This window comes from Nocardioides perillae (assembly GCF_013409425.1).
GTDB classification, from domain to species: Bacteria; Actinomycetota; Actinomycetes; order Propionibacteriales; family Nocardioidaceae; genus Nocardioides; species Nocardioides perillae.
Window position 1 is genome coordinate 2214818 of sequence record NZ_JACCAC010000001.1, and the last position, 16641, is coordinate 2231458.

At 74.1% G+C, this 16641-nt stretch carries 14 protein-coding genes; 5 read left to right on the top strand and 9 right to left on the bottom strand.

Annotated elements, in window-relative coordinates; all coding sequences use genetic code 11:
* Positions 1-127 precede the first annotated feature (127 nt).
* Both BJ989_RS10245 and BJ989_RS10250 read left to right on the top strand, forming a co-directional pair.
* Complete coding sequence (locus tag BJ989_RS10245) at positions 128-1411, top strand: acetyl-CoA C-acetyltransferase (protein WP_179518125.1); 1284 nt, start codon at positions 128-130, stop codon at positions 1409-1411.
* Positions 1412-1507: 96 nt separating this feature from the next.
* On the top strand, positions 1508-2929 hold the full coding sequence (locus BJ989_RS10250) for a serine/threonine-protein kinase (RefSeq protein WP_246283981.1): 1422 nt from the start codon (positions 1508-1510) through the stop codon (positions 2927-2929).
* A gap of 18 nt (positions 2930-2947) precedes the next feature.
* Here BJ989_RS10250 and BJ989_RS10255 read toward each other — a convergent pair whose 3' ends face one another.
* The gene (locus BJ989_RS10255) at positions 2948-3673 is read right to left on the bottom strand and encodes a TetR/AcrR family transcriptional regulator (RefSeq protein WP_179518127.1); all 726 of its coding nucleotides are present in this window, start codon (positions 3671-3673) and stop codon (positions 2948-2950) included.
* Between the two features lie 93 nt (positions 3674-3766).
* Here BJ989_RS10255 and BJ989_RS10260 point away from each other — a divergent pair, with 93 nt between their 5' ends.
* On the top strand, positions 3767-4483 hold the full coding sequence (locus BJ989_RS10260) for an MOSC domain-containing protein (RefSeq protein WP_179518128.1): 717 nt from the start codon (positions 3767-3769) through the stop codon (positions 4481-4483).
* On the opposite strand, the gene BJ989_RS10265 is transcribed toward BJ989_RS10260, so the two are convergent.
* Both BJ989_RS10265 and BJ989_RS10270 read right to left on the bottom strand, forming a co-directional pair.
* The gene (locus tag BJ989_RS10265; RefSeq protein WP_179518129.1) at positions 4470-4634 is read right to left on the bottom strand and encodes a hypothetical protein; all 165 of its coding nucleotides are present in this window, start codon (positions 4632-4634) and stop codon (positions 4470-4472) included. The two genes, BJ989_RS10260 and BJ989_RS10265, sit on opposite strands and share 14 nt — an antisense overlap.
* Before the next feature lie 81 nt (positions 4635-4715).
* Positions 4716-6275, bottom strand: coding sequence for an ATP-dependent DNA ligase (locus tag BJ989_RS10270; RefSeq protein ID WP_179518130.1), 1560 nt, complete (start codon positions 6273-6275; stop codon positions 4716-4718).
* 78 nt (positions 6276-6353) lie between these two features.
* On the opposite strand from BJ989_RS10270, the gene BJ989_RS10275 reads away from it, so the two are divergent.
* A complete protein-coding gene (locus tag BJ989_RS10275) occupies positions 6354-7325 on the top strand; it encodes a DNA-3-methyladenine glycosylase family protein (protein ID WP_343049246.1) in 972 nt (323 codons plus the stop codon).
* Positions 7326-7431: 106 nt separating this feature from the next.
* Here BJ989_RS10275 and BJ989_RS10280 read toward each other — a convergent pair whose 3' ends face one another.
* Positions 7432-8691: a phospholipase D-like domain-containing protein gene (locus BJ989_RS10280; RefSeq protein ID WP_343049247.1), complete on the bottom strand. Its 1260-nt coding sequence runs from the start codon at positions 8689-8691 to the stop codon at positions 7432-7434.
* Between the two features lie 55 nt (positions 8692-8746).
* On the opposite strand from BJ989_RS10280, the gene uvrB reads away from it, so the two are divergent.
* The gene (gene uvrB / locus BJ989_RS10285) at positions 8747-10876 is read left to right on the top strand and encodes an excinuclease ABC subunit UvrB (protein ID WP_179518132.1); all 2130 of its coding nucleotides are present in this window, start codon (positions 8747-8749) and stop codon (positions 10874-10876) included.
* Between the two features lie 120 nt (positions 10877-10996).
* On the opposite strand, the gene BJ989_RS10290 is transcribed toward uvrB, so the two are convergent.
* From BJ989_RS10290 to BJ989_RS10310, 5 genes are read right to left on the bottom strand one after another with little or no spacing between them, the layout of a single operon-like run.
* Entirely contained in the window at positions 10997-12445 is a 1449-nt protein-coding gene (locus BJ989_RS10290; protein WP_179518133.1) for a glycoside hydrolase family 26 protein, read from the bottom strand.
* Complete coding sequence (locus tag BJ989_RS10295; RefSeq protein WP_179518134.1) at positions 12424-12948, bottom strand: ATP-binding protein; 525 nt, start codon at positions 12946-12948, stop codon at positions 12424-12426. Before BJ989_RS10295 ends, BJ989_RS10290 begins: the two co-directional genes overlap by 22 nt.
* Entirely contained in the window at positions 12941-13276 is a 336-nt protein-coding gene (locus BJ989_RS10300; protein WP_179518135.1) for an STAS domain-containing protein, read from the bottom strand. The genes BJ989_RS10295 and BJ989_RS10300 overlap by 8 nt, the downstream gene beginning before the upstream one ends.
* A complete protein-coding gene (locus BJ989_RS10305; RefSeq protein ID WP_179518136.1) occupies positions 13273-15291 on the bottom strand; it encodes a glycosyltransferase in 2019 nt (672 codons plus the stop codon). Before BJ989_RS10305 ends, BJ989_RS10300 begins: the two co-directional genes overlap by 4 nt.
* On the bottom strand, positions 15288-16529 hold the full coding sequence (locus tag BJ989_RS10310; protein ID WP_179518137.1) for a PP2C family protein-serine/threonine phosphatase: 1242 nt from the start codon (positions 16527-16529) through the stop codon (positions 15288-15290). The genes BJ989_RS10305 and BJ989_RS10310 overlap by 4 nt, the downstream gene beginning before the upstream one ends.
* Positions 16530-16641: the final 112 nt, after the last annotated feature.

Consider the following 16641-nt stretch of genomic DNA (forward strand, 5'->3'; position numbering starts at 1 on the left):
TCACCGGCTTCCCCGGGGCGGACCACCGTGCGATGCTACCGACAGGTAACCACGGGGGCCACCGCCCCTGTCGCCCCCTCGACCACACCGCGGTCGCACCGCGATCCCGTCACCGCAGGAGTCAGACATGCAGGCACAGACCCGCCGCGTCGCCGTCATCGGCGGCAACCGGATCCCCTTCGCGCGCTCCAACACCGTCTACGCCACCGCGTCCAACCAGGACATGCTCACGGCCGCGATCGACGGCCTGGTCGCCCGCTTCGGCCTCGAGGGCGAGCGCCTCGGCGAGGTCGTCGCCGGTGCCGTGCTCAAGCACTCGCGCGACTTCAACCTGACCCGCGAGGCCGTGCTCGGCTCGAAGCTCTCGCCCGAGACCCCGGCCACCGACATCCAGCAGGCCTGCGGCACCGGTCTGCAGGCCGCGATCCAGGTCGCCAACAAGATCGCGCTCGGCCAGATCGAGGTCGGCGTCGCCGGCGGCGTCGACACCACCTCCGACGCCCCGATCGCCGTGGGCGAGGGCCTGCGCAAGGTGCTGCTCGAGGCCAACCGCGCGAAGGACCTCAAGGGCCGCATCGCCGCCCTGGCCAAGGTGCGCCCCGGCGACCTCGTGCCCGCCATCCCGCAGAACGGCGAGCCCCGCACCCGGCTGTCGATGGGCGAGCACCAGGCGCTCACCGCCCTGGAGTGGCAGATCGGCCGCGAGGAGCAGGACGCGCTGGCCGCGGCCTCGCACCAGAAGCTCGCCGCGTCCTACGAGGCCGGCTTCCAAGACGACCTGGTCACCCCCTTCCGGGGCCTCGAGCGTGACCAGAACCTCCGCCCCGACTCCTCGGTCGAGAAGCTCGGCAAGCTCAAGCCGGTCTTCGGCAAGGGCGAGGCCGCCACGATGACGGCCGGCAACTCCACGCCGCTCACCGACGGCGCCTCGGTCGTGCTGCTCGCCTCGGAGGAGTGGGCGGCCGAGCACGGCCTGCCGGTGCTCGCCTACCTCACCGCCTACGAGACCGCGGCGGTCGACTACGTCCACGGCGGCGAGGGCCTGCTGATGGCCCCGGCCTACGCCATGGCGCGGATGCTGCAGCGCGAGGGCCTGAGCCTGCAGGACTTCGACTTCTACGAGATCCACGAGGCCTTCGCCTCGCAGGTGCTCTCGACGCTCAAGGCGTGGGAGGACCCGGTCTTCTGCAAGGAGCGCCTCGGCCTCGACGCCCCGCTGGGCTCGATCGACCGCAGCAAGCTCAACGTCAACGGCTCCTCGCTCGCCGCGGGCCACCCCTTCGCGGCCACCGGCGGCCGCATCGTCGCCGCCCTCGCGAAGCTGCTCGACGAGAAGGGCTCCGGCCGCGGCGTCATCTCGGTCTGCGCCGCGGGCGGCCAGGGCGTCACGGCGATCCTCGAGAAGGCCTGACGCACCCGACTGAGACGCACGACACAGCCTGACGACGGCGGTGCGCCCCTCCGGGTGGGGCACACCGCCGTCGCCCGTTCCTACGCTTGGTCGGTGATGGAGCTGCTCGACGGCCGCTACGAGCTCGGCGCCCCGCTCGGGAGCGGCGGCACCGGGTCGGTGCGGCGCGCCCGCGACCAGGTGCTGGGCCGCGAGGTGGCGGTCAAGCTGCTCCACCCCGGCGCGCTCGACGACGCCGTCCACCGCGCCCGGCTGCGCGACGAGGCCCGCCTCGCCGGCGCCCTGCACCACCCCGGCATCGCCCAGGTCTTCGACTACGGCGAGGACCCCGCGACCTCGCCCCCCACGCCGTACGTCGTGATGCAGCTCGTCGAGGGCCCCTCGCTCGCCACGGTGCTGCGGGAGGAGCGGACCCTCCCGGTCGCCCGGGTGCTCGACCTGGTCGGCCAGGTCGCCGCCGCTCTGGCCGTCGCCCACGGCGCCGGCACCGTCCACCGTGACCTCAAGCCGGGCAACGTGGTGCTCGCCGGCGACCGTGCGGTGCTCGTCGACTTCGGCATCGCGCGCTCCACCGGCGGCGAGCCGCTGACCGCGACGGGCGAGCTGGTCGGCACCGTCGACTACCTCAGCCCCGAGCAGGTGGCGGGCGGCTCCGCCGGTCCGGCCTCCGACCTCTACGCCCTGGGCCTGCTCGCCTACGAGTGCCTGACCGGGCACAAGCCCTTCCGCCGCGAGTCGCCGGTGGCCACCGCGCTCGCGCACCTGCACGACGACGCCCCGCCGCTGCCCGACGAGGTGCCGGAGGGGCTGCGCCACCTCGTCGCGCGGCTGGTCTCGCGCGACCCGGCCGACCGCCCGGCCTCCGCGGCCGACGTCGCCGTCGCGGTCGGCGCTCTCACGGCTGCGACCTCGGCCCACGAGTCGGGTGCCACCGTGCTGCTGACCCGCCCGGCGGACCCGCGCGTCGACGGCGCCGGCTCGGCGCGCAGCCGGCGCCGGGTGCTGGTCGCCCTCGCCGCCGCGCTGGTGCTGGCCGCCGGCCTGCTGGTGGCCACCGTCGTCGGCCGCGACGGCACACCGACCGTGCCGGCCGCCGGTGCCTCCGACCGCGCGACCGCCCCCGCTGCCGTCGAGCGCGTGCGGGTGCCCGCGGGCCTGGTCGGCACGGCCTACGACGAGGCGGCGCGGCGCGTGCGCGAGCGCGGGCTGCGACCGCGACGCGTCGAGCGCACCACCGCAGACGCGGTCGCGGGGACGGTCGTGGCCGTCGAGCCGGCGGCCCGCCGTCGCGTCGACGTCGGGAGCGTGGTGCGCCTCGTGGTCGCGGTCACCCCGCCGACCCCGGCCCCGGTCGCCCCGAGCGGCGGGGGTGCCGGTGGGTCGTCCGGCGACGGCGGGAAGGCAGGCGGTGGCGCAGGACGGCCGGGTGGCGGGGCCAAGGGCAAGGGCGGCCCGCCAGGTGGCTCGAAGGGCCGGGGCAAGGGCGGCCGGGGCGGTGGCCAGGGCCGCGGTCGCTGAGCCTCCCGCGCGCTCGGGTCAGCCCGGGTGCGTCGCGAGGGCGAGCGCCGAAGCGACGAGGTAGTCGCGGACCTGGTCGGGGGAGACCTCGCCGACCGTCGGCACGCCCGGGGCCACCTCCTTGACCAGGATGCCGACGCGCGCGAGCTGGAGCGCGCCGAGACCGCTGGCGTAGAGGGTGTTCGCCAGCAGCGTCGGGTCGGTGACGGAGAAGTCGCCGCTCGCGACCCCCTCCTCCAGCGTGCGGGACAGGATCGACAGGCACCCGGTGATGGCGCGGCCGAGCCGGAAGAGCGCGCTCTCGGAGATCTCGTCGAGCAGCTCCGGGCCGGTGCGGCGCATCAGGGTCTGGGCGCAGTCGACGAAGGCCGGGTGGGTGGTGCCGTAGTCGACGAAGGCGGTGACGACGGCCGCGAGCCGGGCGCGGGCGCCGTCGACCTGGGCGGCCTCCTCGAGCAGGCCGCGCAGCTCGTCGAGGTAGCCCACCACCGTGAGCGCGAAGAGCTCCTCCTTGCCCGTGAAGTGGCGGTAGACGATCGCCCGGTTGATGCCGACCGCCTGCGCGATGTCCTCGATCTGCGCGTCGCGCACCCCCCGCTCGTCGAAGAGCGCACGCGTGGCCGCCAGGATGTCCCGCTCGCGCTCGCGGCGCCGCGCGGCTGCTGCCGACCGGCGTCCGTCGCGGGCGGGTGCGACCGGGCTCACCGCGCTCTCGGTGCCCTCAGCGCCCTGGGACGTGCTCATGCGCCGGATCGTACCGGTGTGCAACCCGGTGTTGCACACGTGTGCGCGGGCGCACGGCCGGGTCGGGTCGGCCCGGCGCACTACGGTGCGGCCATGACCTCGCGACCAGGGCCGTCGGCTGCGCGGGTGACGGCGATCCGCCGCTACCCGGTGAAGTCGATGGGCGGCGAGGACCTGGCGCACGTCGACCTCGACGCGCGCGGGCTGGTCGGCGACCGGCTGCTCGCGGTGGTGGACGCCGACGGGCACCTCGCGTCCGGCAAGAGCACGCGGCGCTTCCGGCGCCGCGACGCCGTCTTCGACTTCGCGGCGACGACCGACGCGCACGGCGTGGTGGTGAGCGTCGCGGGGGAGCGGTGGCGGGTCGGCAGCTCCGAGCTCGACGCCGAGCTCACCGCGCGGATGGGCACGGCGGTGTCGGTGCTGCCGGAGGGAGACGTGCCGCACCAGGACGACGGCGCGGTCTCGCTCGTCGGCACCGCCACGCTGGCCTGGTGCGCCGTGCGCTGGGGTGGCGCGCCCGACCCGCGCCGGCTGCGGGCCAACCTCGTGCTGCAGACCGACGAGCCGTTCGTCGAGGAGTCCTGGGTCGGGCACGAGGCCACGCTCGGCACGGCGCGGCTCGACGTGGTGGAGCGGGTGCCGCGCTGCCGGATGGTCGACGTCGACCAGGACGGCGCCGTCGCGGCGTCGCACCCCTGGCTCACCGGCCTCGGGGCCGAGCGCGACCTCTGTGTGGCCGTCTACGCCGACGTCGCCGCCCCGGGTCGGGTCGCGGTCGGCGACGAGGTGCGCCTCAGCCCTCGCTGATCCCGGTCTCCTCGCCGCGCCCCGCCTCGGCGGCGAGCCCGTCGGCGTCGGACTCCGCGTCGAGCTGCTCCTGCGTCGCCGCGATCTCCTCGCGCTGGGCGGCGAGGTCCTCCTCGGTGGCAGGGGTGCTCTCGTGGCCGGTCTCGCTCATCTCGTCCTCTCGGGTAGCGGGTGGGTCACGCGCCGCGCACGGCGCTCCTCTCCGGTACCCGACGAGGCTCGCCGCACCCGCTCAGCCCGGCAGGTGCGCCCGCACGGCCTCGAGCGTGTCGGCCTCGGCGGCCACCTTGTCGTCGCGGTAGCGCACGACGCGGGCGAAGCGCAGCGCAACGCCACCGGGGTAGCGCGTCGACCGCTGCACCCCGTCGAAGGCGACCTCGACGACCTGCTCGGGCCGCACGGTCACGACGTACCCGTCGTCGGCGACCTCGAGCGCGCGGAACCGCTCGGTCTGCCAGGCGAGCACCTCGTCGGTCATCCCCTTGAAGGTCTTGCCCAGCATGGTGAAGCGCGGCTCGCCCTCGCGCGCGGTCGCCTCGGGGTCGAGGGCGCCGAGGTGGATGTTGGACAGCCACGCCGAGCGCCGCCCGCTGCCCCGCTCGACCGCGAGCACGACGAGGTCGAGGGTGTGCACCGGCTTGACCTTGACCCACGCGGCGCCGCGGCGCCCCGCCTCGTAGGCCGCCTCGAGGCTCTTCACCACGACGCCCTCGTGGCCGCACTCGACGGCCTCGCGCGCGAACCGCGCCGCCTCGGCGGGGTCGGCGGTCACGACGCGGGGCACGCGGTGCTCGGCCGGCACGAGCGCGTCGAGCGCCGCGGCCCGCTCGTGCGCGGGGGCGGTCAGCAGGTCGCGGCCGTCGAGGTGCAGCACGTCGAAGAAGTACGGCGTGACCCGCGTGCCGTGGGCCTCGGCACCGCGGCGGGCCGTGCGCGACGCGGTCTCCTGGAAGGGGCGCGGCCGCCCGTCGGGGCCGACCGTCAGCGCCTCGCCGTCGAGCACGACGTGCTCGGCGGGCAGGGCGCGCACCACGTCGACCACCTCGGGCAGCCGGGCCGTGATGTCGTCGAGGCTGCGGGTCACCACCAGCACGTCGTCGCCGTCGCGGTGCACCTGCACGCGGATGCCGTCGAGCTTCAGGTCGACGGCGACCTCGCGGCCCTCCGCCCCGCCGGCCTTGGCCAGCGCCTCGGCGACGTCGGTGGCCGACGACGCCAGCATCGGCTCCACCGGCCGTCCGACCTCGAGGGCGAAGGCGGCCAGCGCCTCCTCGCCGCCGGTGAGGGCGGCCACGGCGGCCCGGGTGGTCGAGCCCGCGAGCATCGCCGCCCGGCGCACGGAGGCGAGCGCGGCGCCGGACGCGGCGGCGACCGCCTCCTGCACGAGGGCGTCGAGCGCGCCCTGGCGCACCTCGCCGGTGACGACGCCGCGCAGCCACGGCTGCTCCCCGGCGGTGGCGGCGCCGAAGAGCGCCGCGACCGCGGCCGCCCGCGCCGCCTGCGAACCCGGCCCGGCCAGCGAGGCCAGCGACTCGAAGGCCGCGTCGACGCCCAGGACCGTCAGCGTCGGGACCTCGGCGGGCGGCGGCAGGTCGCGCAGCCCCCGCCACCCGAGGCCCGTGCGCCGCTGGCGCAGCGACCCGCCGAGCAGGTGCGCCAGCACCTCCACCTCGAGCGGGTCGGGGTCGACCGGCAGCCGGCGCAGCAGCGAGGCGAGCGCGGCGACCTTCTCCTTGCGCGACCGCGTGGCCGCGACGGCGGCCGAGGTCTGGACGACGTGGGCGAGCAGCACCCCCACATCGTGGCAGCCGGCGCCCACGCCGGCACCGACCCGCGGACGGCGGTCGGTGCGCCGGGCTACCGTCGTGGCGTGCACGCGTCGAGGTCTCGGGGGTCCGCCCCCGACGGGCCCGGGGAGCCCGACCCGGGGCACGGCCGCGTCTGGCGCCCGGCCTGGCCCTGCCCCGTGCGCTCCGTGCTGTGGCCGCACCGCCGGGGTGCCGGTGACCCGACCTTCCGCGTCGACGACGCCGGCCGCATCTGGCGCGGCCTGCGCACGCCGGAGGGCCCGGCCACCCTCGTCGTGGCCGCGCGCCCCTCGCTCGGGGAGGTGCACGCGCGGGCCTGGGGGCCCGGCGCCGCCTGGGCGCTCGACGCGGTGCCGGCCATGCTCGGGGCCGACGACGACCCGTCGGGCTTCGAGCCGCGCCACCCCGTGCTGGTCGAGGCGTGGCGCCGACACCCCGACCTCCGGCTGGGCCGCACCGGCCTGCTCGCGGACTCGCTCGTGCCGTCGATCATCGAGCAGAAGGTGACCGGCCAGGAGGCCTTCGCCGGCTTCCGGCGCCTGGTGCACCGCGCCGGCGAGCGGGCGCCCGGCCCGGGTGCGTCGCGCGGCCTGTGGGTGCAACCGACCCCGGAGCGGCTGCGGCAGGTGTCGTCGTGGGAGTGGCTCGCGATGCACGTCGACCCCGGGCGCTCGCGCACGCTGGTGCGCGCCGCGGCCGGGCTCGACTCCCTGCAGCGCGCGGCCGACGCCGGGCCCGACGAGCTCGACCGCTGCCTGCGCACCCTGCCCGGCGTGGGGGAGTGGACCAGCGCCGAGGTGCGCCAGCGCGTGCTGGGCGACCCCGACGCGGTGAGCTTCGGCGACTACCACGTCGCCAAGGACATCGGCTGGGCCCTGACCGGCACGCCCGTCGACGACGACGGCCTGCGCGAGCTGCTGGAGCCCTGGCGTCCGCACCGCGGCCGGGTGCAGGCGCTGGTGGCGGTCGCGGGCCTCCACCGGCCGCGCCGTGGGGCGCGGATGGCGCCGCGCACGCACCTGCCGGTCCGCTGAGCAGCACCGACGGGGACGAGCGCGCGGCAGGCACACGCCGGTCGGACGGCGCGGTGGACAGGTGCGACTCCGTGTTGCACACGCGCCGGGCCCGGTGGGCTGAGCCTCACAGCAGCGGGCGCAGCGGCCCCAGCACCTGCTCGGTGAACTTGCGGTGCAGGTCGCGGGCCTCCCACTCGTCGATGCGCAGCTCGAGGCAGTGGGTCTGGTCGACCTCGAAGACCCGCTCGAGCACCGCGGCGAAGCCGGGGTCGATGACCTCGACGTTGATCTCGTAGTTGCCCGACAGGCTCAGCCGGTCGACGTTGGCGGTGCCGACGGTCGACCAGCTGCCGTCGACGGTGGCGGTCTTGGCGTGCACCATCGCGTCGCGGTAGCGGAAGATCCGCACGCCCGCCATGAGCAGCTGGGAGTAGTAACCGCGCGAGATCCAGTCGGCCACGACGTGGTTGGACTTCAGCGGCACGAGCAGCCGCACGTCGACGCCGCGCAGCGCCGCGGCCTTGAGCGCGTCGACGAAGTCCTGGTCGGGCAGGAAGTAGGCCTGCGTCAGCCAGATCCGCGACGAGGCCCGGTGGATCGCCTCGAGGTAGACCGAGCGGATCGGGAACATCCACAGCCGCGGCACGTTGCGGTGGATCCGGATGCGCGGGTCCCACGTCGACGCCGACTCCAGGAGCAGCGGCGGCTCGCTGTGGCCCAGCCGGCGGCGGCGGTGGAGGTTCCAGAAGTCGGCGAAGGCGCGGGTCAGGTCGCCCACGCCGGGACCGGTGATGCGCACGTGGGTGTCGCGCCACTCCGTGGCGTAGGCGGTGCCGATGTTGTAGCCGCCGACGAAGCCGACCTCGTCGTCGACCACCAGCACCTTGCGGTGGTCGCGGCCGTAGCGGCGCAGGTCGAAGAAGCGCCAGCCGGCGGCGTACACGGGGTAGCGCAGGACCTTGACCGACGGCGGGAAGTGCTTGAAGCGCGGGGAGACCACCAGGTTGGCGAAGCCGTCGAAGATGACGTGGACCTCGACGCCGCGCTCGGCGGCCGCGACCAGGGCGGCCTTGAACCGCTCGCCGACCTCGTCGCCCTTCCAGATGTAGGTCTCGAGCAGCACCCGGCGCCGCGCCCCCTCGATCGCGGCGAGCATCGCGTCGTAGAGGTCCTGGCCGAAGGTGTAGGTCGTCACGTCGCCCTCGCCGACCGGCACCCGCTGCGGCGGGGTGGTAGGGAACGGGCGGGGGCGCTTGCCGCGGCGGCGGTAGGAGTCGACGAGCGACATCGACACCGCGAGCGCCACCTGCACGCCGAGCACCGTGAGCAGCGTGCGGCGCAGGATCGCGAACCACCGTTCGGCGGCGCTGCGTCGGCGGGTCACGGGCCGAGGGTAGCGGCCGCGGAGGACTGTCGGCGGCCGGACGTAGGCTCGACGCATGCGTCCCACCACCGACCTCGAGCGCCGCGTCGCCCCCTTCGAGGTCGTCTCCGACTACCAGCCCTCGGGCGACCAGCCGGCCGCCATCGCGGAGATCACGAAGCGGATCCAGGCCGGGGTGCAGGACGTCGTGCTGCTCGGCGCGACGGGCACCGGCAAGACCGCGACGGTCGCGTGGGTGACCGAGCAGCTGCAGCGGCCGGTGCTGGTGCTGCAGCCCAACAAGACGCTCGCCGCACAGTTCGCCAACGAGCTGCGCCAGCTCTTCCCGCACAACGCGGTCGAGTACTTCGTCAGCTACTACGACTACTACCAGCCCGAGGCCTACGTCCCGCAGACCGACACCTACATCGAGAAGGACTCCTCGATCAACGAGGAGGTCGAGCGGCTGCGCCACTCGGCGACCAACTCGCTGCTGACGCGGCGCGACGTCATCGTGGTCTCCACCGTGTCCTGCATCTACGGCCTCGGCACCCCGCAGGAGTACGTCGACCGCATGCTGCGGCTCAAGGTGGGCGAGGAGCACGACCGCGACGCGATCCTGCGCCGCCTGGTCGAGATCCAGTACACCCGCAACGACATGGCCTTCACCCGCGGCACCTTCCGGGTGCGCGGCGACACCCTCGAGATCTTCCCGGTCTACGAGGAGCACGCCGTGCGCATCGAGTTCTTCGGCGACGAGATCGAGCGGCTGATGACGCTGCACGCCGTGACCGGCGAGATCATCACCGAGGACTCCGAGCTCTACGTCTTCCCCGCCACCCACTACGTCGCCGGCCCGGAGCGCATGGAGCGTGCCATCCAGGGCATCGAGCTCGAGCTCGCCGACCAACTGGCCGTCTTCGAGCGCGAGGGCAAGCTGCTCGAGGCCCAGCGGCTGCGCATGCGCACGACCTACGACATCGAGATGATGCGCCAGGTCGGCTCCTGCTCGGGCATCGAGAACTACTCGATGCACATGGACGGCCGCACCCGCGGGTCGGCGCCCAACACCCTGCTCGACTACTTCGCCGAGGACTTCGTGCTCGTCGTCGACGAGTCGCACGTCGCCGTCCCGCAGATCGGCGGGATGTACGAAGGCGACATGTCGCGCAAGCGCAACCTGGTCGAGCACGGCTTCCGGCTGCCGAGCGCGATGGACAACCGGCCGCTGCGGTGGGAGGAGTTCCTCGACCGCATCGGCCAGACGATCTACCTCTCCGCGACCCCCGGTGACTACGAGCTCGACAAGGTCGGCGGCGCGAAGAATGCCGTCGAGCAGATCATCCGACCGACCGGCCTCGTGGATCCCGAGGTCATCGTCAAGCCCACCAAGGGCCAGATCGACGACCTGATCCACGAGATCCGGCTGCGCACGGAGAAGGACGAGCGCGTCCTGGTCACGACGCTGACCAAGAAGATGTCGGAGGACCTCACCGACTACCTCCTCGACGCCGGCATCCGCACCCGCTACCTCCACTCCGAGGTCGACACGCTCAAGCGCATCGAGCTGCTGCGCGACCTGCGCCTCGGCGAGTACGACGTGCTGGTCGGCATCAATCTGCTGCGCGAGGGCCTCGACCTGCCCGAGGTGTCGCTCGTCGCGATCCTGGACGCCGACAAGGAGGGCTTCCTGCGCTCCGACAAGTCGCTGATCCAGACGATCGGTCGCGCCGCGCGCAACGTCTCGGGCCAGGTCCACATGTACGCCGACACCATCACGCCGTCGATGGCCAACGCGATCGACGAGACCAACCGCCGTCGGGCGAAGCAGGTGGCCTACAACACCGAGCACGGCATCGACCCGACGCCGCTGCGCAAGAAGATCGCCGACATCACCGAGATGCTGGCCCGCGAGGACGAGACCACCCAGCAGCTGCTCGAGACCTGGGCCGGCACCGAGGCCAAGGGCCGCGCGGGCGGGGCGAAGGCGAAGCAGCCCGTGCCCGCCCTCGGCACCCGCGCCGCGGAGGCAGGTCGCCACGCCTCGCAGATGCCCAGCGGCGACCTCGCCCAGCTGGTGCAGGAGCTCAACGACCAGATGCGCACCGCGGCCGCGGAGCTGCAGTTCGAGCTCGCCGCGCGCCTGCGCGACGAGATCTCCGAGCTGAAGAGGGAGCTGCGCCAGATGATGGAGGCGACGCGGTGAACACCTGGCACGCACGCTGGCGGCGTTCTCGTCACTCGACGGCCAACCCCGGGCCGCCTTCGCTCCTCGGCCTTGCCATCGCACCCACCAGGCGTCCACCGCCCGGGGTCTGAGGACGGCTCAGAGCCAGGGCGGGCGCATCCGCCGGCGCCGCTGACGCCAGGCGACGAAGAAGGCCAGCATGACCGCCACCGCACCGGCGGCGGCACCGACGGCGGCGCCGGCGAGGGCGTCGTCGCCGAGGCCGAGCTGCTCGGCCGTGGTCTGCTGCGTGCCGGGCGGCGCCTCGTCGGTGTCGGCGCTGACGCCGGAGGTGGAGCCGTCCGAGGGCGCCTCCTCACCGGCTCCGGTGCCGTCGGTCGTGGGCTCCTCGGCGTCCTCGGGCTCGGGCGCCGTCAGCTCGGGGTCGAGCCGGCCGTCGACCTCGATGACCGGCCCGAGGTCGATCGCGCTGTCGAGCAGGTCGGCACGCATGGCGGCGGCGACGGCGGGGCGCCCCGTGGCGCCCCACTCGACGCGCTCGCCGACCTCCGGCTCGACGCGGGCGAGCTCGAGCCAGGCGATCGCGCCGACCAGGGGGCGCTCGGCGGCCGCGCCCACCAGCTGGCGCCACCAGCTCTGCTTGATCTCCAGCGGGCTCGGCCCGGAGTCGCCGGGGTTGTAGAGCGCGGAGGTCGAGATGAGCATCGGCTGGTCGCGACCCTCGGCGAACCGCTCGTAGAAGCTGGGGCGCCCGAGGTCGTCGCCGTAGCCGTACTCGTCGCGCAGGCGCTGCTCGACCTCGCGCGGGCCGGGCAGCGTGTTGGTGCCCAGCTGGGCGTCGACGCCGAAGCGGTACATCGACAGCCCCACCCAGTCGACGTGGCGGTCGCCGGGGTAGTAGGCGAGGTAGGGGTCGTCGCGCGGGTCGAGCCGCTGGTTGTAGTTGGTGTCGAGCTCGCGCTGCTCGACCCGCGACCGGGGGGTCTGCTCGACCCGACCCAGCGCGCCGCCGAAGGGGTAGCCGGCGCCGTAGTTGGGCGCCCACACCATCGAGGCCTGGTCGCCGGCGGCGGCGTGCACCTCGGTCGCGACGGTGCGGAAGGCCTGCTTGTAGGCGCGGGGGCGCTGGCCCCAGGAGTACCACGTGCCGTTCATCTCCGGCGCGAAGCGCACGAGCCAGCGGCTGCCGAGGCGGTCGCTCAGCTCGGCCAGCTCGCGGGCGAGCACCTGGGCGTCGGCCCGGGTCAGCCGGTCGAGCGGGACCTCGGGGTAGAGGCTGACGACCGAGACGGCGCCGAGGTCGGCCGACTGCCCGGCGAGGTCGCGCAGCTCGACCCAGGCGGCGCTGTCGAGGGGGTAGGTGAGCGGGCGGGAGAGCAGCGAGACCCGGCTGCCGAGGCGGTCGGCGAAGGCGAGGCCGTCGTCGACCTCCCAGTCGAGCTCGGGGCCGAACCACGGGGCTCCGGGCTCGGGCTGCACCGGCTCGGCAGCGAGCGCGGCCGAGGCCGCCGTCGCGGTCAACGTGGCAGCCAGCAGGCCGGCGACGAGCGCCGTCGTGCGCCGGGTCAGGCGGTGGGCAGGTCGCATCGCAGGCTCCAGTGGTTGCGACCGTCGGTGCGGTCGTAGGTGAGGTCGTCGACGGCCGCCAGCGTGAGCGCGAGACCGCGGCCGGACTCGGCCTCCTCGTCGGGCATCACGGCGGTGCTGAGGTCGATCTCGGCCGGCAGGCCGTTGTCGCGGAAGGAGGCCAGCACGCTGCTGGGGGAGACGGCGACGGCCACCTCGAGGCGGCGCCCGCGCACCACCTCCCCGTCGCGCTGGTCGTGGGCGAAGGCGTGCTCGACGATGTTGGCCAGCACCTCGATGGCGGCGGTCTCGAAGCGGATCCGCAAGCCCGACGGCACGTGGTCGTGGCAGGTCCACAGGTGCTCGAAGAGCGCGTGGACGAGCTCGAGGATCTCGGGGCGGGCGGGGGCGGAGAGCTCGACCCGGTCGAGCTCGTCGGCGACCAGCGCCTCCCCGGCCGTCAGCGGCGGCGACACCGCGCCGGTGCCGCTGCCGGCACCGGGGACGCGGGGTGCGTCAGTCATCGAAGGCCGTCTCGACGCTGTCCCGGGCGCGGAGCACCCGGGTCAGGTTGGTGAGCTCGAGGACGGTGGTCACCGCCTCGGTGGGTCGGGCGATCCGGAGGTCGCCGCCCTTCTGCCGCGTGGTCTTCACGCCGCCGATGAGCGCGCCCAGGCCCGAGGAGTCGAGGAAGGACGTCTCGCCGAGGTCGACGACGATGCGGGTCACGTCGCGACCGACGAGGTCGGCGAGGATCTCCTTGAGCTTGCGGGCGGCCACCATGTTGAGTCGGCCCTGGGGGCGGACGACCCCGATGCCTCCGTCGGTGGTCTCGACGGCGAACTCGATCATGCTGCTCCTTCGGAGGTGGAGCGCTCACCGGATGGGTCGGTGGCGCCCGTGGGGCGGGCTTCGTCGGGGGTCTGGGCGGCCTCGAAGCCGCGGTAGCGGACGGCCTGGACGATGACCGACAGGATCGCGAGGTCGAAGACCACCCACAACAGGTTGAAGGCGATCGCGAAGGACTGGTCGTCGCCCAGCGCGATGCGCACCACGCCGACGACGCCCGCGACCACGAGCGCTCCCATGGCGAAGAGCTGCGGCTTCACCAGGTGCCACGGCAACGCGTCGACCTGCCGCTTCTCCTTGGGCGTCACGGCGAAGTCGAGGCTCCGGCCCAGGAAGACGTTGCCGAAGGCGGAGGTGAAGGACCGGATCCAGACGGGGAAGAGGGCGAGGGAGTACTGCATGCCCCGCCAGGTTGGTCGGCCGGCCGCCACGACGGCGAAGAGCAGCTGGTTGACCACGAGGAAGGGCAGCAGGCGCACGAAGAAGTCCGTGGAGAGGGCCTGCACGGGGAGCACCCCGAAGATCATGTAGATGACCGGCGCCGCGAGGTAGACGATCGCCGTGAAGCCCGACAGGTAGCTCCACATCGTGGAGAAGTACATGAGCCGCTGCCCCCACGACAGGCCCTTCTGGGTCAGGGGGTTCTCGCGGAAGAGCACCTGCATCGTGCCCTGGGCCCAGCGCAGCCGCTGCACGAGCATCGTCTGCAGGTCCTCGGGCGCGAGGCCGTCGGCGAGCACCTCGTCGTGGTAGGCCGAGCGCCACCCCAGGCTGTGCATGCGCATGCAGGTCGCCATGTCCTCGGTGACGGAGATCGTGGCCATCGGCATCACGGCCTGCGCTTCGCCGCCGCGGTCGACGTCGACGGCCTCGATGAGCTTCGAGATCGTGTCGACGGCGCCGAGCGGCGAGAAGTCGCGGTGGGCGACCTGCTCCAGGCTGGCGGGGTCGAAGGTGGCCTCGAGCACCGCGTCGTCGCCGTCGAGACCGCGCTCCAGCGCGGCGATCACCTCGAGGTCGGCCGCGATCTCCTGGGCGTCGGCCGCGACGAGCGAGTCGCGGATCTCCTGCACCTGGCGCTGGAAGCGGTAGGTGACGTCGAAGAGCGCGTCACCCGCGGTGAGGTCGGTGCGGGCCTCGCGCACGCGCTCCTTGACCCGGGCCAGCGCCTCGCGGATGCGGGTCTCGGTGCGCGGCACCGCCCGCAGGGTCTCGTCGATCACCGTGTCGGCCGTCCACAGCACCCGCCACACGCGCGTGGCGACCTCGTCGGCGTACCGCTTGACCCCCACACGGATCAGCGCCTCGCGCCGGATCACGGCGTTGGAGCCGCAGAAGAACGCGGCGTTCCAACCGTCCTTGCTCTGCTGGATCGGGCCGTAGAACAGCGGCGCCTGACTGCCGAGCGGGTCGTGCTCGGGCACGTTGACGAACCACTGCGGCGTCTGGACCAGGCCCATCTGCTCGTCGGTGAAGTAGCCGAGCGTGCGGTCCAGGATCTCCGGCTTCGGCACCTGGTCGGCGTCGAGGATGAGCAGGAACTCGCCGTCGGTCTGCTCGAAGGCGCTGTTGAGGTTGCCGGCCTTGGCGTGGCGCGGCATGCCGGCCCACTCCGGGCCGCGGGTGATCCAGCCGATGCCCTCGGCCTCGGCCGCCGCGCGCATCTCGGGGCGGTTGCCGTCGTCGAGCACCCACGTCCTGTGCGGGTAGCGGATCGCCTGGGCGGCCCGCGCGGTGCCCATCACCAGCTCGATGGGCTCGTTGTACGTCGTGATGAGGACGTCGACGGTGAGCCCCTCGGGCGCGGCCGGCGGCTCCCCCCGCTCCTTCAACCGCCACACACCGAGGCCGAAGAGCAGCGAGTCGACGAGGCTGTAGGTCTCCGCCAGGACCAGGGGCACCGCGATCCACCAGGCGTCCCAGTTGACCGAGACCAGCCAGCGCCAGGCGACATAGTTGAGCCCGAGGATCGCCGTGGCGAGGACGATGAGGCGGATGAGCAGCAGGCGGCGGGTCACGCAGAGACCTCCTGGCCGGTGCCGCGGCGCTTCACGCCCAGCACGGTCACGTCGTCGAGCACGGTGCGGCGCCGCGCGAGCTGGCTGATCTGGCCGAGGAGGCTCGGCAGGTCGGTGGCGGCGTGCGCCAGCTTGGCGACGCGCTCCTGCCACCCCGCGTGGTCGCCGACGACGTCGAGGATGCCGTCGCTGAAGACGAGCAGGCTGTCGCCGGGCGCCATCTCGAAGGTGTGCTCGGTCCAGTGGTCGTCGGGGAGCACCCCGAGCGGTCGGTCGTCGCTGCGCAGGTGCTCGAAGCTGCCGTCCGGGTGCAGGTGCAGCGCCAGGCCGCACCCGCCGTCGACGTAGCGGACGTGGCCGTCCTCGAGGTCGATGGCGGCCTCGAAGAGGGTCACGAAGGAGCTCGTGCGCTCGAGGTCCTCGAGCAGGGACCGCGCGGTCTGCGTGACGGTGATGCCGAGGTCGACCCCGGCGGTCACGGCCTCGCGGGTGCCGCGCAGCGCCGAGCGCACGCCGGCGCCGACGAGGGCCGCGGCGGCGCCCTTGCCCATGACGTCGCCGACCCGCAGGTGGGCGACGCCGTGCGAGACGCCGTAGTCGAAGAAGTCGCCGCCGACGGCGAGCGCCGGGACGCAGGTGCCCTCGATCTCCCAGTCGGTCCCGCGGAAGGCCTCCTCGGGCAGCATCGAGGCCTGCGCCTCCCCGGCCAGGCGCATCTCGGTCGAGGCGACCAGTTCCTGCTCGGCCCAGGAGGCGAGGTCCTGCAGCGTGAGCAGCTCGCCGTCGGTGAGCTCGCGGGGCTCGGTGTCGAAGACGCACAGCGTGGCGACGATGTTGCCCAGGCTGTCGCGCAGCGGCTCGGAGGCAGCGAAGCGCACGCCGTGGTCGGTGACGGCGCGCAGCGCGGAGAAGCGCGGATCGGCGGCGGCGTCCCGGACCTGCAGCGCCTCGCCGAGGCGGACCGTGGTGTCGCAGAAGGTCTCGGAGCGGGGGATGGGCGCGGCTGGGAGGCCCTGGGCGCTGGGGAACCAGGCGCGGTCGCCGTCGAGGACGGTGATGTTGGACGCGGCCACCCCGAGCGTGGTGCGGGCGAGGCGGGTGATCCGGTCGAGCCGCGCCTGGCGGCTGTCCTCGCCGGACTCGGCGAGACCGAGGCTCTCGACGAGGCGTTGCTGGCGGTCGTGCGGCTCCGCCGACCCGCCACTGCCGGTCGGCGCGTCCGCGCTCGTGGTCCCCATGTGCGTGCCTGTGCCTGCCTGTCCGTGCCGGGCTCCGTCGACCGGGCTAGCGCCGACGGGCGGGACCCGAGTCCCACCAGTCCCACGCTAGCGTTCAGGTGCGCACGGAGGA

Bases quoted from the DNA above. Each gene is read 5' to 3' on its own strand.
- BJ989_RS10245 (WP_179518125.1), top strand. From the start codon at position 128: ATGCAGGCACAGACCCGCCGCGTCGCCGTCATCGGCGGCAACCGGATC.
- BJ989_RS10250 (WP_246283981.1), top strand. From the start codon at position 1,508: ATGGAGCTGCTCGACGGCCGCTACGAGCTCGGCGCCCCGCTCGGGAGC.
- BJ989_RS10255 (WP_179518127.1), bottom strand. From the start codon at position 3,673: ATGAGCACGTCCCAGGGCGCTGAGGGCACCGAGAGCGCGGTGAGCCCG.
- BJ989_RS10260 (WP_179518128.1), top strand. From the start codon at position 3,767: ATGACCTCGCGACCAGGGCCGTCGGCTGCGCGGGTGACGGCGATCCGC.
- BJ989_RS10265 (WP_179518129.1), bottom strand. From the start codon at position 4,634: ATGAGCGAGACCGGCCACGAGAGCACCCCTGCCACCGAGGAGGACCTC.
- uvrB (WP_179518132.1), top strand. From the start codon at position 8,747: ATGCGTCCCACCACCGACCTCGAGCGCCGCGTCGCCCCCTTCGAGGTC.
- BJ989_RS10290 (WP_179518133.1), bottom strand. From the start codon at position 12,445: ATGCGACCTGCCCACCGCCTGACCCGGCGCACGACGGCGCTCGTCGCC.
- BJ989_RS10295 (WP_179518134.1), bottom strand. From the start codon at position 12,948: ATGACTGACGCACCCCGCGTCCCCGGTGCCGGCAGCGGCACCGGCGCG.
- BJ989_RS10300 (WP_179518135.1), bottom strand. From the start codon at position 13,276: ATGATCGAGTTCGCCGTCGAGACCACCGACGGAGGCATCGGGGTCGTC.
- BJ989_RS10310 (WP_179518137.1), bottom strand. From the start codon at position 16,529: ATGGGGACCACGAGCGCGGACGCGCCGACCGGCAGTGGCGGGTCGGCG.